This window comes from Vibrio spartinae (assembly GCF_024347135.1).
GTDB classification, from domain to species: domain Bacteria; phylum Pseudomonadota; class Gammaproteobacteria; order Enterobacterales; family Vibrionaceae; genus Vibrio; species Vibrio spartinae.
The window spans coordinates 2,062,527-2,086,134 of record NZ_AP024907.1 but is presented as its reverse complement, the minus strand read 5'-3'; the positions used below and the strand labels follow the sequence as shown (position 1 = coordinate 2,086,134).

General features: G+C 47.8%; 17 protein-coding genes. 10 read left to right on the top strand and 7 right to left on the bottom strand.

All coding sequences use genetic code 11. The features are described from left to right. Positions 1 to 9: 9 nt before the first annotated feature. The 3 genes from OCU60_RS09230 (at position 10) to OCU60_RS09220 (ending at position 4,066) form a co-directional block, all read left to right on the top strand. Positions 10 to 1,461: a bifunctional 2-methylcitrate dehydratase/aconitate hydratase gene (locus OCU60_RS09230; RefSeq protein ID WP_074372597.1), complete on the top strand. Its 1,452-nt coding sequence runs from the start codon at positions 10 to 12 to the stop codon at positions 1,459 to 1,461. A gap of 85 nt (positions 1,462 to 1,546) precedes the next feature. Further along, positions 1,547 to 3,433 carry a propionyl-CoA synthetase gene (locus OCU60_RS09225; RefSeq protein WP_074372681.1) on the top strand — a complete coding sequence of 629 codons (1,887 nt, stop codon included), beginning with the start codon at positions 1,547 to 1,549 and terminating at the stop codon, positions 3,431 to 3,433. Positions 3,434 to 3,595: 162 nt separating this feature from the next. Continuing rightward, on the top strand, positions 3,596 to 4,066 hold the full coding sequence (locus OCU60_RS09220; RefSeq protein ID WP_074372596.1) for a GNAT family N-acetyltransferase: 471 nt from the start codon (positions 3,596 to 3,598) through the stop codon (positions 4,064 to 4,066). 157 nt (positions 4,067 to 4,223) lie between these two features. Here the strand turns inward: OCU60_RS09220 and yidA are convergent, their stop codons facing one another. Continuing rightward, positions 4,224 to 5,030: a sugar-phosphatase gene (gene yidA / locus OCU60_RS09215; protein ID WP_074372595.1), complete on the bottom strand. Its 807-nt coding sequence runs from the start codon at positions 5,028 to 5,030 to the stop codon at positions 4,224 to 4,226. Between the two features lie 363 nt (positions 5,031 to 5,393). On the opposite strand from yidA, the gene queE reads away from it, so the two are divergent. The 3 genes from queE (at position 5,394) to OCU60_RS09200 (ending at position 8,905) form a co-directional block, all read left to right on the top strand. Further along, positions 5,394 to 6,092, top strand: coding sequence for a 7-carboxy-7-deazaguanine synthase QueE (queE, locus tag OCU60_RS09210; protein ID WP_083602613.1), 699 nt, complete (start codon positions 5,394 to 5,396; stop codon positions 6,090 to 6,092). 9 nt (positions 6,093 to 6,101) lie between these two features. Continuing rightward, positions 6,102 to 6,803, top strand: a complete 702-nt coding sequence (gene queC / locus OCU60_RS09205; protein WP_074372594.1) for a 7-cyano-7-deazaguanine synthase QueC — start codon at positions 6,102 to 6,104, stop codon at positions 6,801 to 6,803. Between the two features lie 1,433 nt (positions 6,804 to 8,236). Then, the gene (locus OCU60_RS09200) at positions 8,237 to 8,905 is read left to right on the top strand and encodes a CARDB domain-containing protein (protein WP_074372593.1); all 669 of its coding nucleotides are present in this window, start codon (positions 8,237 to 8,239) and stop codon (positions 8,903 to 8,905) included. A gap of 138 nt (positions 8,906 to 9,043) precedes the next feature. Here the strand turns inward: OCU60_RS09200 and OCU60_RS09195 are convergent, their stop codons facing one another. From OCU60_RS09195 to OCU60_RS09185, 3 genes are read right to left on the bottom strand one after another with little or no spacing between them, the layout of a single operon-like run. Next, positions 9,044 to 11,848 carry an Hsp70 family protein gene (locus OCU60_RS09195; RefSeq protein WP_074372592.1) on the bottom strand — a complete coding sequence of 935 codons (2,805 nt, stop codon included), beginning with the start codon at positions 11,846 to 11,848 and terminating at the stop codon, positions 9,044 to 9,046. Positions 11,849 to 11,850: 2 nt separating this feature from the next. Beyond that, positions 11,851 to 13,710 carry an Hsp70 family protein gene (locus OCU60_RS09190; RefSeq protein WP_074372591.1) on the bottom strand — a complete coding sequence of 620 codons (1,860 nt, stop codon included), beginning with the start codon at positions 13,708 to 13,710 and terminating at the stop codon, positions 11,851 to 11,853. Next, positions 13,710 to 14,330, bottom strand: coding sequence for a DUF2760 domain-containing protein (locus OCU60_RS09185; protein WP_074372590.1), 621 nt, complete (start codon positions 14,328 to 14,330; stop codon positions 13,710 to 13,712). The genes OCU60_RS09190 and OCU60_RS09185 overlap by 1 nt, the downstream gene beginning before the upstream one ends. A gap of 208 nt (positions 14,331 to 14,538) precedes the next feature. Here OCU60_RS09185 and OCU60_RS09180 point away from each other — a divergent pair, with 208 nt between their 5' ends. Then, on the top strand, positions 14,539 to 15,069 hold the full coding sequence (locus tag OCU60_RS09180) for a 3'-5' exonuclease (protein ID WP_074372589.1): 531 nt from the start codon (positions 14,539 to 14,541) through the stop codon (positions 15,067 to 15,069). Between the two features lie 126 nt (positions 15,070 to 15,195). On the opposite strand, the gene OCU60_RS09175 is transcribed toward OCU60_RS09180, so the two are convergent. Together OCU60_RS09175 and OCU60_RS09170 are read right to left on the bottom strand one after the other, a co-directional pair. Next, positions 15,196 to 16,083 carry an EamA family transporter gene (locus OCU60_RS09175; RefSeq protein ID WP_074372588.1) on the bottom strand — a complete coding sequence of 296 codons (888 nt, stop codon included), beginning with the start codon at positions 16,081 to 16,083 and terminating at the stop codon, positions 15,196 to 15,198. A gap of 244 nt (positions 16,084 to 16,327) precedes the next feature. Next, positions 16,328 to 16,777, bottom strand: a complete 450-nt coding sequence (locus OCU60_RS09170; protein WP_074372587.1) for a tellurite resistance TerB family protein — start codon at positions 16,775 to 16,777, stop codon at positions 16,328 to 16,330. A gap of 404 nt (positions 16,778 to 17,181) precedes the next feature. Here OCU60_RS09170 and OCU60_RS09165 point away from each other — a divergent pair, with 404 nt between their 5' ends. Beyond that, complete coding sequence (locus OCU60_RS09165; RefSeq protein ID WP_074372586.1) at positions 17,182 to 17,772, top strand: TetR/AcrR family transcriptional regulator; 591 nt, start codon at positions 17,182 to 17,184, stop codon at positions 17,770 to 17,772. A gap of 3 nt (positions 17,773 to 17,775) precedes the next feature. Then, entirely contained in the window at positions 17,776 to 18,837 is a 1,062-nt protein-coding gene (locus OCU60_RS09160) for an NAD-dependent epimerase/dehydratase family protein (protein WP_074372585.1), read from the top strand. Positions 18,838 to 18,863: 26 nt separating this feature from the next. Here the strand turns inward: OCU60_RS09160 and OCU60_RS09155 are convergent, their stop codons facing one another. Continuing rightward, positions 18,864 to 19,409 carry a VC1380 family protein gene (locus OCU60_RS09155; RefSeq protein ID WP_074372584.1) on the bottom strand — a complete coding sequence of 182 codons (546 nt, stop codon included), beginning with the start codon at positions 19,407 to 19,409 and terminating at the stop codon, positions 18,864 to 18,866. Positions 19,410 to 19,548: 139 nt separating this feature from the next. Here OCU60_RS09155 and hrpA point away from each other — a divergent pair, with 139 nt between their 5' ends. Next, positions 19,549 to 23,469, top strand: a complete 3,921-nt coding sequence (gene hrpA / locus OCU60_RS09150; RefSeq protein ID WP_074372679.1) for an ATP-dependent RNA helicase HrpA — start codon at positions 19,549 to 19,551, stop codon at positions 23,467 to 23,469. Positions 23,470 to 23,608 lie beyond the last annotated feature (139 nt).

Below are 23,608 nucleotides of genomic sequence, written 5' to 3'. Positions count from 1 at the left end.
GACAGACTCATGAGTCAGAATGTAGATTTTAATCAACGGCAACAACCGGATGAACTACTGGTTCAAATTGCCGATTATGTTGATCAACAGCCCATTACTTCACAAGAAGCCTATCAGACAGCGCGTAATTGCCTGATCGACACGTTGGGATGTGGTCTGCTTGCATTACGTTTTCCTGAATGTACCAAGCATTTAGGTCCCACCGTTCCGGGCACCACCGTGCTCAATGGCGCACGGGTTCCGGGCACCTCTCATGAACTCGATCCGGTTACGGCCGCGTTTAACATTGGCTGTATCATTCGCTGGCTTGATTTCAATGACACATGGCTGGCGGCCGAATGGGGTCATCCTTCAGATAATCTGGGGGGCATTCTCGCGACGGCAGATTATCTGAGTCGCATGGCGGTCTCTCAAGGCAAACCACCGTTGGTCATGAAAGATGTTTTAACCGCGATGATCAAAGCGCATGAGATTCAAGGCATTCTGGCATTGAACAATAGTTTCAACCGGGTTGGCCTTGACCACGTACTTTTGGTACGAGTGGCGTCCGTTGCCGTGGTGACCAAGATGCTTGGCGGCAGCCGAGAGCAGATTATTGATGCACTTTCTCAGGCTTGGGTCGATGGGGGCGCGCTGCGAACCTATCGCCATGCGCCCAATGCCGGTTCGCGAAAATCCTGGGCAGCCGGCGATGCGACATCGCGAGCCGTTCGGCTGGCGATGATCACCATGAAGGGCGAAATGGGGATCCCGACGGTACTCTCAGCCCCGCAGTGGGGATATTATGATGTGCTGTTCAAAGGCAAAGCATTTGATATACCACAAAAATTTTCCAGTTATGTGATGGAGAATGTTCTGTTCAAAATTTCGTTTCCTGCTGAGTTTCATGCGCAGACGGCGGTTGAGTGTGCGGTTCAATTGCATCCTTATGTCCGAGATCGGATTGACGAGATTGATCGCATTGAAATGACAACGCATGAATCAGCCATTCGTATCATCTCCAAGGTCGGTGAACTGGCCAATCCGGCAGACCGCGATCATTGTCTGCAATATATGACGGCTGTGCCATTGCTGTATGGTGATTTAGTTGCTGAACATTATGAAGATAGCTTCCATCAAGGCGACCCGCGTATCGATCAGCTCAGAGATAAAATGGTGATTCAGGAAGATACCCGTTATAGCCATGAGTATCTCGAATCGGATAAGCGTTCGATCGCCAATGCCATTCAGGTTTTCTTCCGTGATGGTTCATGTACAGAGAAAGTGGTGGTCGAGTATCCGATTGGTCATCGGCGTCGCAGAGAAGAAGGAATTCCTGTACTTGAGCAAAAATTCATCCGCAATTTACAGACGCGTTTCCCTCAAAGCCGTGTGAAAGCTCTGACGACCCTGTGTCTGGATCAGGAACGTCTGGAGCGTACACCGGTTGATGAATTCATGGCGCTATTCGTGATCAATTAACTTGTGATCAATGAACGGGTGCGAAATTAACTTCCCAAGGTCGCTGGTATCAAACGGATACCGGCCACTATCGATGGGGGAAATGATGCTTACATATGAACAAGAGTATCAATTTGCCAAAGATTACCCAGATAAATTCTGGGGCGAACAGGCAGATAAACTGGATTGGTTTCAGAAACCGCAAACCATTCTGAGTGTCGATGAACATCAGGTCGAGCGCTGGTTTTCTGATGGGGTAATGAACACCGCATGGATGGCGCTGGATTATCACTGTCAGCAAGGGCGGGGTGAACGAACGGCGCTGATTTATGATTCACCGGCGACTGGTGTCCAAAAACAGTGGTGTTATCAAGCATTGCGGGATGATGTGGCTCGTGTTGCCGGCATGTTAGCGGCTAAAGGCGTCACCAAAGGGGATCGGGTGGTGCTTTATATGCCGATGATTCCAGAGGCGGTCATGGCGATGTTGGCTTGTGCACGCCTGGGAGCAATTCACTCCGTGGTGTTCGGTGGTTTTGCTCCCAGTGAGTTGGCGGTCAGAATCGAAGATGCGGAACCGAAAGTGCTGATAACGGCTTCATGCGGTATCGAAGTCAACAAAATTATTCCGTATAAGCCTTTGGTTGATAAAGCGATCATGGACAGTCGCTGGAAACCGGAACAGGTCATTGTCGTACAGCGGCCGGTTCATACTGCGGAGCTCAATCACGCAAGAGATCAAGATTGGCAACATCTGTTTGAGGTTGCGACACCTCACGAGTGTGTCCCGGTTCGGGCAACCGATCCGTTGTATATTCTCTATACTTCGGGGACGACGGGTAAACCGAAAGGTGTGGTCCGGGATAATGGCGGCCATGCTGTGGCAATGAAGTATTCGATGTCTGCTATCTATAATATGCCGCAGGATGGGGTATTCTGGGCTGCTTCGGATGTCGGTTGGGTTGTGGGTCACTCCTATATTGTCTATGGGCCACTGATTCATGGTTGTGCCACGGTGCTTTATGAAGGCAAACCGGTGCGGACACCGGATCCGGGGGCTTTTTGGCGAGTCTGTGAGCAATACCAAGTCGATGTGCTTTTTTCTGCACCGACCGCGTTCAGAGCGATAAAAAAAGAAGACCCGCATGGTGAATTTATCCAACGTGACTCACTCCAATCGTTGCAGGCGATTTTTATGGCCGGAGAACGGCTTGATCCGCCGACACTGGAATGGGTGCAGTCTCATACCAATAAACCCGTGATCGATCACTGGTGGCAGACCGAAACCGGTTGGGCGATTGCCGGTAATCCGTTAGGCATTGAAACGATGCCGATTAAACCGGGGTCATCAACCAAAGCAACGCCGGGTTATGTTGTTGATATTCTCGATGAGCAAGGCGAACGTCAGCGCTGTGGTCAACAAGGCTATGTGGCCCTGAAACGACCATTGCCGCCCGGTTGTATGCCAACAATCTGGCGTAATCATGATCGGTTTGAGTCGGGGTATTTGAGTCAGTTTCCCGGTTACTATGTATCCGGTGACGGGGGATATACGGATGAACAAGGTTATCTGTTCATCATGGGGCGCATTGATGATGTGATCAATGTCGCCGGACACCGATTATCGACCGGAGAAATGGAAGAGATCGTCGGGGCTCATCCTGCTGTGGCCGAATGTGCTGTGATTGGTGTGCATGATGAGCTGAAAGGTCAGCTTCCATTGGGATTGGTGGTACTGAAAAATGGCATGAAAGTCGATACGCACCAGTTAGAACTGGAGTTAGTCGGGGAGGTGCGAGACAAAATCGGCGCTGTCGCCTGTTTTCGCCATGCTGTTGTGGTCGAGCGGTTGCCCAAAACGCGTTCCGGCAAAATTTTGCGTCGCGTGATCCGGCAGATTGCGGATGGGGAAAATTACACGATGCCTTCAACCATTGATGATCCGCTGAGTTTGTCTGAGCTTGAACATACATTGCATCCTGATAAACCATAAAGCGGTGTGAAAGATGCGACGTATGATGGGGTCGTCATCTTGTTGCGGAGGGTGTTGCCAACGCAAGGCAGCCTCTCCGCGGTCTTGTTTGTGCGTTATTTTTTTACCTGAGAGAACGTCGGGTATAAACTAGCATCCTCTTATCTTGTGCCTGAGGCTGCTATGGTTAATATTCGGTTGGCGAAATCGTCGGATCTCCCCGTTCTTGAACAGATGATGTATGAGTTACACAATGAACATCACGTGGCTTGCCCGCAGCACTTTAAGTCGGCAGAAGCGGTGATGGAAGAAAAGCGAATTGCTGATTATTTAGAATCCCCAGAAGGGCTGGTGTTTGTCGCGCTTTGCGATCATTGTTGTATTGGGTTTGTGTCTGGTCATTTCGCTGATTTAGTCTCTTCGGTCAGCAAAACCGTGTTGATGGGCAGTATTGACGAATTTTATGTGTTGTCATCCTATCGCGGGCAGGGCGTCGGCAGTCAGCTTTTCCAGCGGATAGAAAAAGAATTCGAAGACTATGGTGTGCAACAAGTCTTTGTTGAAGTTTGGGATTTTAATCAGTCGGCCGTCAAACTCTATCAGAAACTCGGATTCAGCCATCACATCCATTGCTTAAGGAAGGGGATTCGATAAAAAGCGCCCGAGTGATTCAACAGCTCTGAGCGCTTTTAAGTTGATACGGACGTTGATACGGACCACTTGAATCACGGATTCGAGTATTTATTTGTCCACTGTCGCCATTGACTTGATACCGGTGATTTGATGCCGGGAATTTGGGGACAGATATCGTTTACGCCAGTACAAATTTTTCAATAGCCTGTGCCACACCGTCTTCATCGTTACTTGCAGTAATGTAGTCAGCAATGGCCTTGGTTTGTGGCATCGCATTGTCCATCGCAATGCCTAAACCTGCATATTCGAGCATATGATGATCATTTTCTGCATCCCCGATACATATGACGGCTTCTGCCGGAATGCCCAACCGTTCGGCTACGGCCTGAATTCCTAATCCCTTATTACTTTGCGGGTTCAGAAATTCAAGAAAATGTGGGGCGCTCTGGACAATCGTAAATTTTTCGATGACGGCCGCAGGCAAGTTTTGATAGGCCTGGGTCAGCTTTTCCGGTTCATCAACGATCATCGCTTTAATCATCGGGTGATCGTCATCCAGTGTCTCAAAATCGACTTCATGGATCTCGATCCCATTGATTTGCGCTTCCAACTGGGTGTATTTCGAGCTTTTGGGAGTAATCAGCCCTAGTTTTTGGCTGAACGCATGGGTATTGACGTTAAGCGCCCGGGCTGTTCGACCAATGGTTTTGACATCGGCTGCGCTGACAACTTGTTGACGAATGATTTCGCCCGTCAGCACATTCTCGACAAATGATCCGTTGTAATGAACGGCATAGTCGTGCTCGCGGTTCAACCCTAACTGGTCGAGATAGGCACGAAGCCCTTCAATGGGGCGGCCAGAGGACAAAACAATTTGAACGCCCTTATCTTTTGCCGCCTGTATGGCAGCTTGAGTGCGGGCCGAAATTTGTTTTTGACTGTTTAGCAGCGTGCCATCCATGTCGAGTCCAATCAGTTTATACATGATTTATCACCGGTAACTTCAGAAAATGTGGGACTAAAAATAAAAAGAGGCATGGGATTCTATCCGTGGGATGCATTCCCAAGATGCACCAATATGAGGGAGTTTCAGCACAAATACAAGCATAACATCCAGTGTCATGATGTTGTTTTATCGCGATAAAACCCCGATGACTGATGTGTTTGGAATCGCCTGTCCGATGGTTTAAATGTGGTGGCAAGAATTTGAACGGAGAAATCGGGCAGAGGCGTATCTTTTTGAATTTTATTATCATTGCAAAGCATCACATTGATTTTAATGTTAATACGGCATGGGTTTAATTTGACCTTCTGACACGCTTCTATTAAGGTCTGCGACTCGCATAATATGACCGCTGAATTAGGATTCATTTTGAGTATTTATAAAGTCAATGAAATCTTTCAAACTATCCAGGGTGAGGGTGTCTTTACGGGCGTGCCTGCTGTTTTTGTCCGATTACAGGGGTGTCCGGTCGGGTGTTCTTGGTGTGATACAAAGCATACTTGGTTTACCGAGCCGCAGGATCAGCGGTCTGTTGACGATATCATCGTGAAAACTCAGGATAGTCCGCTTTGGTGCCCAATGAGCGCAGCGGCGATCATCGATTGTTATCACCGCCAAGGCTATACAGCGAAACATATTGTGATGACGGGGGGAGAGCCGTGTCTGTATGATTTGACCGTGTTAACCGAAGCTTTTGAAGCGATCGGGTGTCATTGTCAGATTGAAACCAGTGGTACGGCTGACGTTCGGGCTTCAGCACAGACATGGGTGACAGTGTCACCAAAAATAGCGATGAAAGGCCGCTTGCCGGTGCTGGAAGGTGCCTTGCGACGAGCCAATGAAATTAAGCATCCTGTCGGCACACGTAAGGATATTGAGCAGCTCGATCATTTACTGCACCAGACACCGGTTGCCGATGATACAATCATTGCTTTACAACCGATTAGTCAGAAACCACGAGCGACTGAGTTATGTATTGAGGTGTGTATCGAGCGCAATTGGCGTCTATCGGTTCAGACTCATAAATACCTGGCTATTGCCTGAGGAATTGTTATGAAAAAAGCTGTTGTTGTCTTTAGTGGCGGACAAGATTCGACCACTTGCCTTGTTGAAGCACTGCAAACTTATGATGAAGTTCATGCGATTACGTTTGATTACGGCCAGCGGCACCGGCTTGAGATCGAAACCGCACGTCAATTAGCGACCCAGTTGGGCGTAAAAGCTCATAAAGTGATGGATGTCGGCTTGCTGAATGAATTAGCGATCAGCTCACTGACACGTGACGATATTCCGGTCTCCCATGAGTTACAGGACAATGGATTACCCAATTCATTTGTGCCCGGCCGAAATATCTTGTTCCTGACACTGGCAGGCATTTATGCGTATCAGATAGGTGCTGAGTCCGTGATTACCGGTGTCTGTGAAACAGATTTTTCAGGCTATCCGGATTGTCGGAACGAATTCATCCAAACCATGAACCAAGCGCTGGTGCAAGGGATGGATCGAAAGATGAACATCGTCACCCCATTAATGTGGCTGAATAAAGCCGAAACATGGGCAATGGCCGATGATTATGATGCATTAGCGTTAGTCAGAAACCAGACGCTCACATGCTATAACGGTGTGATTGGCGATGGGTGCGGCGAATGTCCTTCCTGTCACTTAAGACAAGCAGGGCTCGATGAATATCTGAACAACCGAGATGCAATCCAACAAGCCTATTTGGATAAGCGAGCCACTCAAACGCATTCATGATGATGATAATGTTTCTTTGCTAGGCATCGATGCGTGCCATTGAAGCATATCATTGAAGCGTATCATTGGAGATAGTCGCGAATTCCCTCAGTGAACCCATCTTTCAGAATTGATGTTCGCCTGAAAGGTGAGGTTCTGTTTTTTTGAATGATATATTTATCTCGTTGGAACACGTTTTATTTTGCGCTCTTCTTTGTCATATTTTGCAACAATTTTGATTGCACCATTGGTCAAAAATGAGAGCCAGAGAGAATGTTTATTGCATAAATGTAATGACTAATATGTAAATTACATTAAAATAGATCAATATAATTAACGATGTATCAATTACATCAAATGACAGATGTAATAATGTATAAATGAATGATTGCAATATAAGTGAATATTTTATACACCTTCTCTTATTTGATAAGAAAAATTAACATTGATAACTGAGATAGAACGTTACTTTATTTTATAAGGTTCTATTGTTTGTTGGAGACTATTGATGTTTTTTTGATAAAACTACGTTCAATTTTACAGTGTTAATTTTTTAGTTAAAATGATAAGAAAAATAAAAGCTTAATCAATCGAGAAGATAGGTGTTGACGAAAATGGATTACGATTTATTTTGCTATTATTTATTTATCCGATGGTCATATTTTCTTATCTAAAATAAGTTGTTCGGTCTTTTATATCCACATAATGGGCATCATACGCTGAGCTATCGTCTTACACTGCCAATACAAAAAATGGAGTGCCTGACAGCAAGATGAAGCACTGGTCCCAGAGAATGCCTGCATCACCGTGATATTGATTGGCCGCAGCAAGCTAGTGAAAGGCTGTTGAACAGGTACCATGAGCAGGTACTATGAGCAGGATTAAAGCCCCTGACGATGCATCCTCGATTTGATTCGGTAAATTGAATAAACCGAATGGAATACTGGCCTTCTATCGGTGTAATTAAATAATTTCGATGAAGGATACTATTTATATTCAGCGATCTACATCAGAATAAACTATGCGTTAATATTAAATTGAATAATACAATAAATGTTGTTTATATCATTATAAACAGCATCTCAGATATTATTCGATCATGCTCTCATTTTTAATGTCTCTTTAGGTTTTTATACAACAAGTTGAACATTGGGTGTTGTGGTGTGTATATTTAAAGAACATAATATACGTGCTTGTTCATTCTATATCGGCTTTTATTCATCAATTTTAATGGATGGGTAATATAAAGAGTGACAAGGGGGCGGAAGTTGAATTTATTCTCTGTTACTCCGTATGCTGGTTATTTTTAATGTCAGCGTGCAGGGGATGTATTGAGTTGGTTATTGTCTTTATCCAATAACCGGATTTGAATATATTTTGGCTTTCGTTGTTAAATGGACATTAATGTTAATTAACGTTAACTGAACAAGCCTATAAAAACGGAAGAAAATACTATGAAATTAACACCTATATTCGTCGCGCTTATCGCATCAGTTGGTCTAAGTAGCCAATCAGCTTTGGCTTCAACACAAGAACATGCAGCTGTAGACAATGCGCCCACTACTGCCAGTTGTAACGCGCCTGACTGGCTGATTGCTTCAGGAAGTCTCTCTCCGGGAACCGTTGTTGCTGGCGGCAAAGTCTCTGTTGAAACCACTGTTGCCACGGGATGCCCTCAAACATCGGGAACAGCGCCAACGTTAGGCGTTTTACTGGCGGACGCGAATGGTCAGCCGCTAGGTCTCTTCGGTGAAATTCCGATTGCACTACCATCAGGGGCACGTTACAGCTTCACGCTTAACATTCCTAAATCACTTCCTGCCGGTAATTACATGATTGTACTCTCTGCCGATTATCGTCAGGTCGTAAAAGAGACGAATGAGAGTAACAACGTTGCCGCAGCACGTCTGACTGTTGTTAGCAGCGCGGCTGAAGTCGCTGAAGCACAAGCCGAGCAGTCTTCGCAACTCAGTACCAGTGGACCGGTGAATTATATCGATCGCAGCACAATGAGTAGCGATATCTTCATGGGAGCAGGTGTACCTGAAATCAAAGGTATGACTGTAGTGGAAGAGAATACCAAAGTTGTAGATGATTTACTCAAACGTTATTCAGTCAAATAATTCATTGACTGATTCCGGGCGAAGTTTTTCGCCCGGGTTTCCCTTCGGTTGAAACCGTCCTGACTCGTTTCTCTCTGTTTTCACCATTCACCATTGATCATCTGTCATTGATGCCGCGTATTGGCTGCGGGCAGTGAACTAGCGAAGTAAAAGTAATCCACTCGGCAGGGTATCACCGAAGATGCGTTTTGAGTCACTTTCGGAGGCTTGGCTGACTTCATCAATGAGTGCAAGCCAGCTTTGCGGTGCTCTGCTTTGTTTGAGTTTATCCGCGATAGCCGCACGCAGCTCATCAGCAATATCGACCTGACGATCTCCGGTTTTCCGGCACATCATCATGGCTGCAAAACCGATCATCGGTTCTTGTTTCCAATCCTGTTGCAGTAATTCCGCTAACCAGTGACTGAGTTGCGTTCTCGGAATGACTTTATGCTGGCTGCCATAGAGTAACACTCTTGACGCGAGACGGCCGACGGCCCACCAATGCGCCTGTGCATATTGAGATTGGCGCTGCGCCCGTTTGATGAACCAGTTCGCCAGCAATATCTTATCTTCCGTTTCCAGATGCTCCAGTGAAGCAGCCAGACGAACCATCGCTTCATAACCTTTTTCCTGTGCTGCTTTGGCCTGCTTACTGCTGTTATGTGCACCGGGATGAAGGTATTTGGCGATATCGGCCAGAATCGTTTCTTGTTGTTCCTGATTGAGTCCGCCGCAAACCCGACGCCAGAATGTCCACCAGTCACTCCAGGTTTGGTGGGTCTGAAATTGAATGCCTTGCTGATAGAGCGACCAAATTTGCTCGATACGCCAACTATCGACCGGATCACCGAATCCCGGACGTAGGGTGAAACCCGCCAGCCGCAGCCAGTTTTTTTCGTGTGCTTCGGAGCGGCGGCGTCTTTTCTTGCCTTGAGCCAATCGATCAAATAACTGGCGGTTGGTGGTGATATCCCAGCCATCTTTGTCACCGAGCGACTGGGTTAGTGATTTGTTCAGTGTGCGCGGATCGGCCTGAGAATCACTGTTTTTATTGCCGCTGTATAAGCCGGTAATCAATTCACAGGCTTGAGCAAGCCCCGGCACATCAGACGATGCGGCGACTTCATGATGTGACTGATGACGCACCTCAAATTCCAACTGCCAGCGGTGTTGTTCATCATCAACCTGAACACATTCTAGCTGCAAGGTACCGACTGGCGTGAGCTGCGTGGAGAGAAACACTTCAACCCGGTCTTTTTGATTCGCCGCCAGCGATTGATCAGACATCCGCTCGAGTGACGTAATGTAGGGCGGCAAGGGGGAAAAATAGTCGGGATCAACATCAACCAGTTGTCCGTTTTGAATCGATGACTCGTCACCGAGGCTATCATGTCGTGAGGTCAGCAGATTAAAACGAACCGGCTCGCCAAGGGTGAGAGAAAAACGACGGCTCGATAAACGGATCTCGTGGCCTTCATCAGTCCCTTTGGCTAACAGGCAGAGCGCCTGAGAGGTTTGCTGTTTGCGCTGTTCTAAATGCAAAAAATAAGACCGTGCGGCCCCGCCACCGATTTTCAGCTGTGCGCCTCGGCAGGCCTTAAGGTATCCGACAGAACCGAGCGCGACAGCCAGATCGGGATGAGGATTGTCGAGGAGGATGATCGGTTGTCCGGTCCAGTCCGACAAAACTTGCGTGAGCCGCTGTTGAATCAGATCGCTATTGAAAACCCCACCGTTAAGCAGGAGGCCGAGTGGGGCTGACGATTGATCGGTTGTCCGGGTTAAAGCCGGATGCTGCGCTAAAAATGCCGCGATATGTTTGGTAATCGCAGGATCTGCCGCATAGGGCAGACCGAACTCCAGCACCGCGCCTTTTCTTTGGGCGGGCAGGGTATCGAGCGTGGTGTGAGGAAAGAATCCATCCAGTGCCATCTGCCGGACCTGCGTTTTATCGAGGTGAATACTTTTGGTGCCACCCAAAAGTTTTGAACCACTGCCCAATAAGGTAATTTTGGCTGATTCCGGTGACTGAGCCGCAAGTAAGCTCTCTTTGGTTTTGCGGGTCTGCTGAATGAGTTTACTCAGGCGCGCCGAACTTAGTTTTTGAGTCTGATTATGCCGTTGAGCAAATTGTTGCTCGGCAAGATGGGCCAGCGCGAGATCGATGTTGTCACCACCGAGCATCAAGTGCTCTCCGACTCCGACCCGATCTAATTGCAGCGCATCCTGTACCAATGCCGCCGAGATCAGACTGAGATCGGTTGTGCCGCCCCCTACATCGCAAATCAGAATCGCGGACACATCTTTGAGCTGTGTGGTTGCTTGTGACTGGTAGCGATTATACCAGTCATAACAAACGGCCTGTGGCTCCTCAAGGAGTTTGACATGAGGCATTCCCGCCAGTGCCGCCGCTTCCAGTGTCAACTTTCGGGCACTTTCATCAAATGAAGCAGGTACGGTAACAACAATATCTTGCTGTTCGAGCGGGTCGGCCGGATGATGATGATTCCATGCCTGACGGATATGATTGAGGTAACTGGCGCTGGCGAGCAGCGGAGAAACTTTTTCGACATCTTGCGTGCCGGCCCAGGGTAAAATCGCTTCGTAGCGATCAACCGAAGGATGCGACAACCAGCTTTTGGCACTGACGACCTGTCGTCCTTCAACCTGTGCACCGAGTTCTCTGGCCCATTCTCCGATAATCACGGGGGTGAAATCACCAGCGACGGGCTGATGCGTCCAAGGGAGTGCAGTATCCGTCGGGTGGTGTTGTCCTTGTGCCGGATGAAAACGAAACGAGGGCAGGGTCGGTCTACGGGCGACTTCACCGGGGCCGATGAGTTGGTCGATTTCGAAAAGCCGGATCGGACATTCAGATAGATTCTGGCCGTTCTCGCAATAGGCCACAACCGTATTGGTTGTGCCCAAATCGATGCCGACTAAATAATGTTGTGTCGCCATAGTTATCCTTCACGTACATCAAACTCGACATGCCATTTCTGGCCGTTATCGGTGGCAATTGCTTCTAGATACAACGTGCCCACTTCGGTGACCCGGGCGGCGAGCGTGACCGGAACAATCTGGCCGTTTTGGCGGCCTTCGGTGACGGGGAGTGTCACTTGAATCTCTGGGAGTTCCTGAAGTTCATCGCCAGACCACGTCTCCAGTTGGGTGCCGGCTGAGTCATCGCGCCGAACCGTTGAACCGAAAAACTGGAAGTGAACCGGTTGACCGATCACCAAACCGAACTCCCGCTGGTTGATGGTGACACTGGCGCCTTCTTCCATTCCGAACGGGGCGACACACATGGCTTCCAGTGGTGGTGCCATGCCCGGAATTGCCGGCATCGCACTTTCAATCCCGACATAATAAGCACTGGCTAATCCGCCGCGAATTCTGACGCCACTTCCCTGACGAACCGCACCGTAATACGCCGCGCCCTGAGACACCGCCAGATCCAGGTGAATGCCAGTCAGCGTACGAGCGGGCTCGGCACCGGCATCGGTCAGCCAGCGATTGATGGTGGTCAGCAAACGTTCTGTCAGTAACGTCGATTTGAGCACACCGCCATTGAGTAAAATCGCGCTGGGTTGGATAAAAGTCGGTGCATTGGCCGCTTCCAGACCGGGAATTCCGCCAAACGGCATCATGGTATCTGTTGTGTCAGTGGATGCACTTGCTTGCTTGGTTAAAAATGCAGCTACATGGCGCGTAATTCCGGCATCTTGCGCATAGGGCAGCCCCATTTGCGTCAGTGCGCCCCGGGCTCTTTGCTGAGGCAGTTCATCAACCCCAACTTGGGGGAAGAAGCCATCGACCAGCGTCTGACGGACCTCTTGTTGGGTCAGTTCGGTTTTCAACGTCGAACCGAACAGTTTCGAGCCTCTGCTCGGTACAACAATGGGTACTTCAGCCAGCTCTGCATCGTTGAGCAGGGCTTCTTTGGCATCACGACAGGCGTGGGTGAGCGCCTGAATTTGCCACGCTTGCAGTTCTTGACCATTTTGCGCCAGTTTCATTTTCAGACGATAGGCGAGGGCGAGATCCATATTGTCCCCGCCCAGAAGAATATGTTCACCGACAGCAACCCGCTCCAGAACCAGATGACCGTCACTTTCTTTGACTTCAACAAGCGATAAATCGGTTGTTCCGCCGCCGATATCGACGACCAGGACCACATCACCGACATTGACACGGTCACGCCATGACTCGCCATTCGCATCAATCCAGCTATAGAGTGCTGCTTGAGGCTCTTCCAGCAGTGTCCGGCGGTTGAGGCCGATATTTTTGGCGGCTTCAGCGGTGAAGTCGCGTGCTGCCGGGTCAAACGAGGCCGGAATCGTGATGGTGACATCCTGTTCAGCCAAAGGATACTGGGGAAACTGATGGTTCCAGGCGTTTTGTAAGTGTTCGAGATACAGTTCGGTGGCCTGTAGTGGCGACAGCTTACTGACATCATCCGGACTACCGGCCGGCAAGAACGCATCACGACGGTTAACGCCACCATGACACAGCCAGGATTTGGCACTGGCGATGAGGCGAATCGGGGTTTTGCTGCCTAACTGACGGGCGATTGCCCCGACCAATGCTTGCGGCTCATCACTCCAAGGGAGAATCCGTGCACTGGGTGACATTTCATGTTCATGGGGTTGATAGATAAATGAGCCTAACTGAGGTAATGATTCAACCGTCCCCGGTGCGGTCATTTGTGGAATAGATAATACCGTGACCTGCGGGGGTTCAGCATGCATATCCACATAAGACAGCACACTATGAGTGGTTCCGAGATCGATCCCGACACAGTAACGCGCATGTTGTTCCATTACAGTTCCACCTCTGCTGGCGCAATAATTGATGCATCATAGTCTGGTGCGATTTGAGGAAGATGGATTGCGGTGACTTGCCAGCCTTTGTGCACCAACAGGCCCTGATAAGGTGCATGACCGGTGACATGTCCCGTCAGACGAATGGCTTGTGGGTTGAAATCCGCTTCAATCGTAATGTTGCTTTCTTCTGCTTCGTCACGAACCGGTTGCAGACTGAGATAGTCATCGAGCACTTTCTTACCACCGCTGTGGATCACGCGTGCTGCGGCACCCACTTCTTCATCGGAATAGTGGATGATATCTTCATTGAGAAAATCGACCAATCTGGCTTCTTTCTGGAACAGAGCAAGTATTTGTAAGGCAGAGTCCGTTGATGTTGTTGCCAGCTTGGATTCAACGACTTTCTCCACGACTTTTTCAACTTCAACGACTTTTTCTACTTCGACAATCTTTTCAACCGGTTTTTCAACGACGGTTTCGACGGGTGTTTCCACAATTTTTTCGACAACTTTTGCCCGGCGGCTAATGACTAAAATGAATAAAACGATGGCACACAGGGCCAGAATGGCATGAAGCATGTCGAAACTCGTCGGTATTGTGTTTAGATCGAAGGTCATATGTAATTCTCTGCTACATTAAAATAGTGGCGCAAATCTTAACACAAAAGGCCATCAATCCATGAATGAACTCTCTGGATTTGCCGTTATCAGGCGCTTGTTCGCTGATTATTTGTGCATCCTGTTCGGGGTGTAGTATCCGTGGTTCGCTTTTTGCGATTATTTCATTATGATCACGGGTTTGAGCGAAATACTGGGTATATAGGTTATGAACTGCAATCGGGTAGTCTGCTTCGATCTGGAAATGTGTTGTTGGAATGAAAACGGTGTCGGCACAACCGGAGAAATTATTGAAATCGGTTTAGCTGAAATTGCACTGGATGAAGGTAAAATCGTCAAAAGAGCCCAGTATTATGTTCTGCCGGAACAGGATGAGGTGTCTTTATTCTGCGCTGAATTGACCGGAATTACGCCGCGTAAATTGGAAAAACAGGGGCGACCGCTGGCGCAGGTGATTCAGTCGATGATCAAAAACTTTGGTTCAACCAAGAAAGTGTATATGGCTTGGGGCCGGGATGATCTGATTTTGCAACAAGAGTGCGAGCAGAAAGGCATCGACTCACCAATTCATGAGTTTATTAATCTGGCAACCTTGTACCGGATTCAACACCGAATGAAAGAAAATCGCATCGGACACCGGACGGCTCAAGAGTCGGCAGGGATTCCGTGGGAAGGGCGTCAGCATTCCGGCTATGTTGACGCCTATAATCTCGCGAAACTGGCGTTGACCATGTTATAACGCGAGTCATTTGTGGTGCGAGGAAGCAATGTACCGGCTCACCGCATTGCTTTTTTTATCGCGTGATCGTTTTATCGCGTTGCTTTCGTGTTAGTTGCTTTCGTCTTATAGGAGCGTTGCAATTTTTTATAGGAGCGTTGCAATCGCGACCAATATGACACTACCGATAATCATGCTGCCACCGAGCCATTGCTGTAAGGCCATCCGTTCATGGAAGCGACGCTTGGAAAAGTATAGTGTGCCGAGAATCTCGATTTGCCCCAGCGTTTTGACCAGTGCCGGATTAATCAGGGCAAATCCGGTGAACCAACCGATCGATCCCATTGAACTGAGAATGCCCACTTTGCTACTGAGCAAAAAAGACTGTTTCACCGGTGTTAAGTAATCACGGCTGCGATAGATTTGCAGACCACATAAGAGTACCGATTGCAGCGCAAGGACGTACCAGATGGTGACACCCGCGCTGGTAATAATCGAGCCTTGCAGTGAATGACTGGCAAGTGACGCTGTCACTGATGTGATCGCAAAACAGAATCCACTGCCCAGCCCGGCCAGTAGTGACATATCTTTATGTATATGCCGTAAATTACTCAGTCGGACACTCATGACTAACGTCCCCATGACGCCCAGTGCTATACCGCTCCATGCAATCAGATTCAGCGAGTTGTGTAACAGCGGAATACCAATCAGGGCGGCAAGTACCGCTTCTGTTTTTGCCAGAAGTGTCCCTAACGCAAAACTGCCGGACTGAAAAACGCGTAGCATCAGGTAGGTGGCGAGGACTTGCGCAATGGCACAAACGGACGCATATCCCAAAAATAGCCCGACGGACGGTAAGGTGACTTGCCCGACGAAATGCCAGCAGATCAATAAATAAACACTCACAATGGGTAAGCCGTACAACGAGCGTGCCATGGTTGCGTGTAAAAAGCCTTGCTCTTGAGACAATGTTTTTTGATAAGCAGTTCGGAGCGATTGGCAGGTTGCGGCAAAGAGTGTCACAAGAATCCACATCTTTAGGAATCCTTTATTAGAAAAATAGAAAGAAAAAGAAAAAGCAAAAGCAGCATAGCCTCAGTTGATACTTTTGTAAAAACAATCCTCATCATAGGAGCAATCAGGATGGCGGGTGTGTAGAGACTAAACAGAAGAGGTCGAACAGGGATGTTCGACTTTTATCATAAAATGGATGGATGTTCGTGAGTTACGTTGATCGTGACGAAAAATCGCAGCTAATTCCGTGAAGAACGATTGCCCGTTAAGACTTATGCTCAGTCACGGTTAATTTTGCTCGGATAAATTCACGGTGATCAACATATAAAAGCTCTGCGGTCTTACGAATCACCGCATCTTCAAATGGGTCGATGTAATCATCGGCATTGGCGACTTCCCACATAGCACGGATCAGTTCAAAACGTCTTTCTTGAGATAACGCTCGCAGTTGGGATGTAAAATCATAGAGCGAAACGGAATCTTTAACTTGTTGTGCAGCCTGTTTTAATAGGTTGTCAGCTTCGGGGTGAGTCAGTTGACACAGTTTGATGAGAAGCTGAGTTTGCGCATCTTTTTCTGGTCCGGATATGTCGTGGTCAGCCCCGGACACCTCAGTCAGCAGGCAAGCGATTGCCAGTTGCGGACTGTCTTCATGATGACCGAGATCTTGACCTTCAAGTAGTTCTTTAAAAAGCGATGTAATGGTATTAAACATATTTTCCTCACAGAAGCGCTTGATTATCAGCCGTAAGAAATATCATAGGATCAGCAGAAAATAAACGTGATCCGGTCGATATTGATTATTTTATACCCAACTGCATTTGGCAAAGACTATGCAATGTCATCTTCTGGGTCAATGAAACCATCTTGCAAACCCCATTGATGCTCTTTTGATATTTTGACTGCCAATGACATTTTGACCGCCAAAGTGCGATCCGGTTCATTTTCAGCGCCACCGTATGAGTTTTGCTACAAATGTGGTTTGAGAAGTAAAGTGCGGTTTGAAAGGTAAGCAGTGACTTGCAAGGTGCAAATGATTCTCAATTAAATAATGATTGACGCCATTGGTACTTCTGCATTATTTTAGAGTGACTAGTCACTCTAAAAGTTTTGTTTTTGATGAATACCAAGAAACGTCAGATCATTGAAGCCGCGATTCGTTTATTCGCTCAGGATGGCGGTGGAGTCTCGACGGCGGCGATTGCGAAAGAGGCCGGTGTTTCCAATGGCACGCTGTTTAATCATTTTGAGACCAAGCAAATGTTGATCGATGAGGTCTATATCTTTGTCAAGCGAAACATGGCTGATGTCATTTTGAGTTATGTTGATTTCTCTGCTTCGGTCTTCGATGTCTGTTTTACCCAATGGATTGCTTTTGCGCACTGGTCTTATGATCATTTGACCGAATACCGGACAATGAATGTCCTGAATGCCTCGCAGTTATTGGGTGAAACTGCACACCAGTATGCAGAAGAGTTATGGGTGCCGATGTACGACAAACTCAAAGATGCTCAGCAGATCGGCATACTCCATCCGACTTCTCCCGAACTGATCTGTATCAATGTGCAAAGTTACCTTCATGCGCTGGTGGCATATACGAACCGGAAACAATATTCCCGGCATGAGAGAGAAGAAATATTTCGGGAGGCGTTTCGTGTATTTTGGCGTGGCATTGCAATGTCTACATCCTGTTTAGATGGGTTCGATTGAATTATGTATCGCATTGACCGTAAATGGCCGGTACTTGTCACTGGCGCGACAGGATATGTGGCTGGGTGGCTGATAAAACGCTTACTTGAATCCGGTGTAACAGTACACGCGACAGTTCGTGATTTGAGGGAGCAGGACAAACTCAACGCTCTCAACCAAATCGCGCGCACGGCACCGGGAACGCTTCGCTATTTTCAGGCCAATTTACTCGATGACGGGTCATATGCTGAAGCGATGCAAGGTTGTCGAGTCGTCTTTCACACCGCGTCTCCGTTTCGGCTTCTGGTCAGCGATCCGCAAAGTGAACTGATTGCGCCAGCCGTGCAAGGCACGCGCAATGTACTGAGTCAGGCAACTTTAACGCCGTCAGTACAGCGTGTTGTGCTGACCAGCAGTTGTGCCGCCATCTATGGCGATAATGCTGATTTGTTAAACTTAGAACATGGTATGGTGACTGAAGAAATCTGGAATCATTCCAGCTCTTTGGAGCATAATCCATATTCATATTCTAAAACCGAAGCTGAAAAAGAAGCATGGCGTATCGCGGAGGCTCAGCAACAATGGGCATTGGTTGTCATTAATCCTTCTCTGGTGATGGGGCCGGCTGTCACCTCTGATATAACCTCTGAAAGTTTTCATATTATTCGTCAGATGGGGGATGGTTCCATGAAAGCCGGTGTGCCGGACTGGGGGGTCGGAGTTGTTGATGTTCGGGATGTTGCTGAAGCCCATTTATCAGCCGCTTATACTGCTCATGCCCGAGGTCGATATATCATCTCTGGTTGTAACACCACATTACTTGAAATGACGCGTCAGCTGTTGCCCAAATACGGCAAGCACTATCCGCTACCTAAACGCGTATTGCCGAAATGGCTGGTCTGGTTGTTTGGGCCGCTGCTCAACCCTGCGATGACTCGGAAAAGTATTGCGCAAAATGTCGGCTACGCCTGGAAAGGCAACAATACCAAAAGTATTGGGGAACTGGGGCTGAAATATCGGCCATTGTCGGTGACGATGAATGATTTCTTTGCGCAGTTAATTGAGACAGGAAAATTGGAGCGCTGACAACGCACTTCGCTGACGTGACGGAATTAAGTTTCTTGATCGTTTGCTTGAAGATGGTTTGCTTGAATATTATTTTCCTGGACATTGTTTTCATGAACATTGTTTTCATGGACATTGTTTTCATGAACATTGCTTTCATGAAAATGGTTTTCCTGCAAACTGCTTTCCTGCAAACTATTTTCTTGCAGGCTGATCTGTTCAAGCATTTCGACCACATCCGATGACGAGTGTTCATGCGCATAAAGAATCAAAGCCAGAATCGCATCCCGCTTATGTTCCAAAGGTGCTTTTTCCGTAAAAATCTGCATGATATGACTTTTCATCAGCGACAGTTCATGATCGACGAATCCTCGGCCTTCTTCGTCCCCCTCATTTTCTTCCGGCGCATTATCAAACTGACAAAACAACAAATCATCAAGACATTTGGCGTGCAGCAAACGTTCCGGAAGCCACGTTTCTCCGGTCACGATTTCCGGATCATTGGGCAGGGCATTCAGTATATGAATCAATTCAGAAGCTTTCACGTTATCTCGGGTCTCACCTGCATGTCTGACATCAAACGAAATATACATCAAAAACGTCGCACCTGCACCAGATTGGAGTGAGAACTGTCTTGTCAGCCTGATGATGAAAACCAAGGAGTTTTTGGTGTCATGGCCTGACAGTGATACAATCCGGCCAGTTTTAATCAAGTATACAATAGGATTCGCTTTGACGTCGTCACAGCCACATACCCAACCCCCTCAGGCACAGGCCAATACTCTGGGAACTCTGCGTCATGCATTGAAACAATGTATGCTCAAAGATCGGTTCCGCCTGAGTAAACGGATTCAGGGGGCCAGTAAAATTAACAACCCCAACGCCAAACAGGCCGTTTTTGATGAAATCGCTCAGGACATTGCCAAATCGATGATGGCAGCCGAGCTCAGACAGCAAACCTCTGCGGTATTAGAGTACCCGGAGATTTTGCCTGTGAGTCAGAAACGAGATGATATTGCCCAAGCAATTGAAAAGCATCAGGTCGTGATTGTGGCGGGTGAAACCGGCTCAGGGAAAACCACACAGTTGCCGAAGATCTGTGCTGAATTGGGGCGTGGCACATATGGGGTGATTGGTCATACACAACCGCGTCGATTAGCCGCACGCTCTGTCGCGGCCCGGATTGCTGAAGAAACCAAAACTTCACTCGGCGATTTCGTCGGTTATAAAGTGCGTTTTAATGATCAGATATCCGATCAGACTCAGATTAAATTGATGACGGACGGGATACTGCTGGCTGAAATTCAGCATGATCGATTTCTCAATCAGTACGATACGATCATTATCGATGAAGCCCATGAGCGGAGTCTGAATATTGATTTCATTCTCGGCTATTTAAAACAGTTGTTGCCGAAGCGTCCTGATCTGAAAGTGATTATCACGTCGGCGACGATCGATCCTGAACGTTTCTCCCAGCACTTTGACAGCGCCCCGATCATTGAAGTATCCGGCAGAACGTATCCGGTTGATACCCGTTATCGTCCCTTAGCCGGTGAAGATGAGAGTGAGCGTGATCAGCTCGACGGTATTTTTGAAGCTGTTGATGAGCTGAGTGATGAAGGGCCGGGTGATATCCTGATCTTTATGAACGGGGAACGTGAGATCAGGGATACCGCCGATGCCTTGAGCAAGCGCAACCTCAAACATACTGAAATTGTGCCTTTGTATGCGCGTCTCTCTGCGGGTGAGCAGAATCGGATTTTTCAATCCCACAGCGGGCGGAGAATTGTTTTGGCGACCAACGTTGCTGAAACATCGCTGACGGTGCCGGGGATTAAATACGTGATTGATCCGGGGACCGCCCGCATCAGTCGTTATAGTTACCGCACTAAAGTCCAACGTCTACCGATTGAGCCCGTTTCTCAGGCCAGCGCCAATCAGCGTAAAGGGCGTTGTGGCCGGGTTGAAGCCGGGATTTGTATCCGGCTTTATTCTGAAGATGATTTTCAATCTCGTCCGGAGTTTACCGATCCCGAAATTCTCAGAACCAATCTGGCATCGGTCATTTTGCAGATGACCGCCTTGGGGCTCGGTGACATTGAGGCATTCCCCTTTGTGGAAGCCCCGGATAAGCGAAATATTCAAGATGGGGTTCGGCTGCTTGAAGAGTTAGGCGCGATTCAGACGCAAACTCAGGAACGCAAAAAACAGTTGACCGAGATTGGACAAAAGTTGTCGCGTCTTCCTATTGATCCGCGGCTCGCCCGTATGGTGCTTGAAGCGCCGAAATGGGGATGTCTGAAAGAAGTGATGATTATCTCGGCGGCTTTGTCGATTCAGGATCCCCGAGAGCGTCCTTCGGAGAAACAGCAGTCAGCCGATGAAAAACACCGTCGTTTTTACCATGAAGACTCTGATTTTCTGACCTTTGTTCATCTATGGGATTATATCAAACAACAACAAAAGGCTCTGAGTAGTAATCAGTTCAGACGTCAGTGTAAAAGCGATTATCTGAATTATCTGCGCATTCGCGAATGGCAGGATGTCTATTTTCAATTGCATCAAAGTATGCATGACTTGGGGCTGAAACTGAATGAGGAACCCGGCAGTTATCAGGGAGTTCACACCTCGATTCTGGTTGGTTTACTGTCTCATATCGGGATCAAAGATCAGGAAGAGAAAGAGTACCACGGGGCGAGAAACGCTCGTTTTCATATTTTCCCGGCTTCCGGCCTGTTTAAGAAGCAACCGAAATGGGTGATGTCGGCTGAGCTGGTGGAAACCTCGAAACTTTGGGCCAGAGTGGTGGCGAAGATTCAACCGGAGTGGATTGAGCCGCTGGCACAACACTTGATCAAACGGAGCTATAGTGAGCCGCATTGGTCGAAAAAGCGCGCAGCGGTGATGGCTGATGAGAAAGTGACCTTGTTTGGTGTACCGATTGTTGCCAAACGTCTGGTGAACTACGGCCCGATTGATGCAGTCTTGAGCCGGGAAATCTTCATTCGGAGTGCGCTGGTAGAAGGTGAGTGGGAGACTAAACACGCTTTCTTCAAACAAAACCGCAAGCTGTTACAAGAAGTGGAAGAGCTGGAACATAAATCGAGACGCCGGGACATTCTGATTGATGATGAGTCCTTGTTTCAATTTTATGATCAGCGCGTCGGTACGGAAGTTGTCTCTGGCCGTCACTTTGATACATGGTGGAAAAAGACCAGCCGGGAGAATCCGGAATATCTCCATTTTGAAAAAGAGATGTTGTTCAAAGGTGATGCCAGCCATGTGACCGAACTCGATTATCCGAATTTCTGGCATCAGAATGGCATCAAGCTGAAGCTTAGCTATCAATTTGAACCTGGTGATGATAGTGACGGTGTCACGGTTCATATCCCGTTGGCCGTATTGAACCAAATTGAACCGATGGGGTTTGACTGGCAGATCCCCGGGCTGCGCCATGAACTCGTGGTCAATTTGATCAAATCGTTGCCGAAAACATTGCGCAAGAATTTTGTGCCGGCGCCGAACTACGCAGATGCCTTTTTGGCCCGGACGACGCCGATGGAACTGCCATTATTGGATGCACTGGAAAAAGAGCTGAAACGAATGACCGGGGTGACCATTCTGCGGGAAGACTGGCAAGTCGATCAGCTCCCGGAGCACCTGCGAATCACATTCAGAGCCGTCGATCATCGTCATAGAAAGCTACGGGAAAATAAAGACTTATTCACGTTAAAAGAGAGCCTGAAAGACAAAGTCAAGGAGACCCTGTCTCAGGTTGCCGATGATGATATCGAACAGAAAGGTCTGCATACCTGGAGTTTCGGTGAGCTTCCTCTGGTCTATCAGCAGAAAAAAGGTGGCTTCGATGTCAGAGCCTATCCGGCTCTGGTTGACGAAAAAGACAGTGTTGCCATTCAGTTATTTGAGACCGAGCAAGAGCAACAACGCGCCATGCGAGCAGGAGAGCGGCGATTAATTTTGCTCAATGTGCCGTCTCCGGTGAAATATTTGCACGCTAACTTACCGAACAAATCGAAACTCGGACTCTATTTCAATCCATACGGCAAAGTGTTGGATCTGATTGATGACTGCATTGCCTGTGGGATCGACAAGCTTATCGATGGGCAAGGCGGATTAGTCTGGCAGGCCGAGGCGTTTGAAGCGTTGAAAGAGTACGTTCGCGGTGAATTGGGCGATACGGTCGTTGATATTGCAAAACAAGTTGAAGAAATTTTGACGACTGCGTATCAAATCAACAAAAAACTGAAAGGGAAAGTCGATTTTACGATGGCATTTGCACTTTCTGATATCAAAGCGCAAATTGAAAGCCTGATCTTCAAAGGCTTTGCCACGGAATGCGGTTGGAAAAAGCTCCCGGATATCCTAAGGTATATGAAGGCTATCGAGCGTCGATTAGAAAAATTACCCATCGATCCCAACAAAGATCGACTCCATATGCTGAAAATAGAAGCGGTGACGCAAGATTATCGGGAATTATTGAACAAAATTCCGCAAGGTGCTTCGATTCCCGAAAATGTTAAAGCGATCCGCTGGATGATTGAAGAGTTAAGGGTGAGCTTTTTTGCCCAACAACTTGGCACGCCTTATCCCGTTTCGGATAAGCGGATCAAGAATGCCATCAGCGAATGTTAATTTTGGTTCAATTTTTGCATGAAACAGATGATTACAGAGAACTCTGTTAGTTTTTTGGCGAGCGCAGGCAATTTTATGCCGCTTGTGTATGAACACCAGCAGTTATGAACATCAACAGCTATAAACAACAACAGTATGA

Coding starts and splice junctions, on each gene's coding strand:
- OCU60_RS09200 (WP_074372593.1), top strand. CDS start 8,237: ATGAAATTAACACCTATATTCGTCGCGCTTATCGCATCAGTTGGTCTA.
- OCU60_RS09180 (WP_074372589.1), top strand. CDS start 14,539: ATGAACTGCAATCGGGTAGTCTGCTTCGATCTGGAAATGTGTTGTTGG.
- queC (WP_074372594.1), top strand. CDS start 6,102: ATGAAAAAAGCTGTTGTTGTCTTTAGTGGCGGACAAGATTCGACCACT.
- OCU60_RS09160 (WP_074372585.1), top strand. CDS start 17,776: ATGTATCGCATTGACCGTAAATGGCCGGTACTTGTCACTGGCGCGACA.
- OCU60_RS09225 (WP_074372681.1), top strand. CDS start 1,547: ATGCTTACATATGAACAAGAGTATCAATTTGCCAAAGATTACCCAGAT.
- OCU60_RS09165 (WP_074372586.1), top strand. CDS start 17,182: ATGAATACCAAGAAACGTCAGATCATTGAAGCCGCGATTCGTTTATTC.
- OCU60_RS09230 (WP_074372597.1), top strand. CDS start 10: ATGAGTCAGAATGTAGATTTTAATCAACGGCAACAACCGGATGAACTA.
- yidA (WP_074372595.1), bottom strand. CDS start 5,030: ATGTATAAACTGATTGGACTCGACATGGATGGCACGCTGCTAAACAGT.
- OCU60_RS09155 (WP_074372584.1), bottom strand. CDS start 19,409: ATGTATATTTCGTTTGATGTCAGACATGCAGGTGAGACCCGAGATAAC.
- OCU60_RS09170 (WP_074372587.1), bottom strand. CDS start 16,777: ATGTTTAATACCATTACATCGCTTTTTAAAGAACTACTTGAAGGTCAA.
- OCU60_RS09220 (WP_074372596.1), top strand. CDS start 3,596: ATGGTTAATATTCGGTTGGCGAAATCGTCGGATCTCCCCGTTCTTGAA.
- OCU60_RS09175 (WP_074372588.1), bottom strand. CDS start 16,083: ATGTGGATTCTTGTGACACTCTTTGCCGCAACCTGCCAATCGCTCCGA.
- OCU60_RS09195 (WP_074372592.1), bottom strand. CDS start 11,848: ATGGCGACACAACATTATTTAGTCGGCATCGATTTGGGCACAACCAAT.
- OCU60_RS09190 (WP_074372591.1), bottom strand. CDS start 13,710: ATGGAACAACATGCGCGTTACTGTGTCGGGATCGATCTCGGAACCACT.
- OCU60_RS09185 (WP_074372590.1), bottom strand. CDS start 14,330: ATGACCTTCGATCTAAACACAATACCGACGAGTTTCGACATGCTTCAT.
- queE (WP_083602613.1), top strand. CDS start 5,394: ATGACCGCTGAATTAGGATTCATTTTGAGTATTTATAAAGTCAATGAA.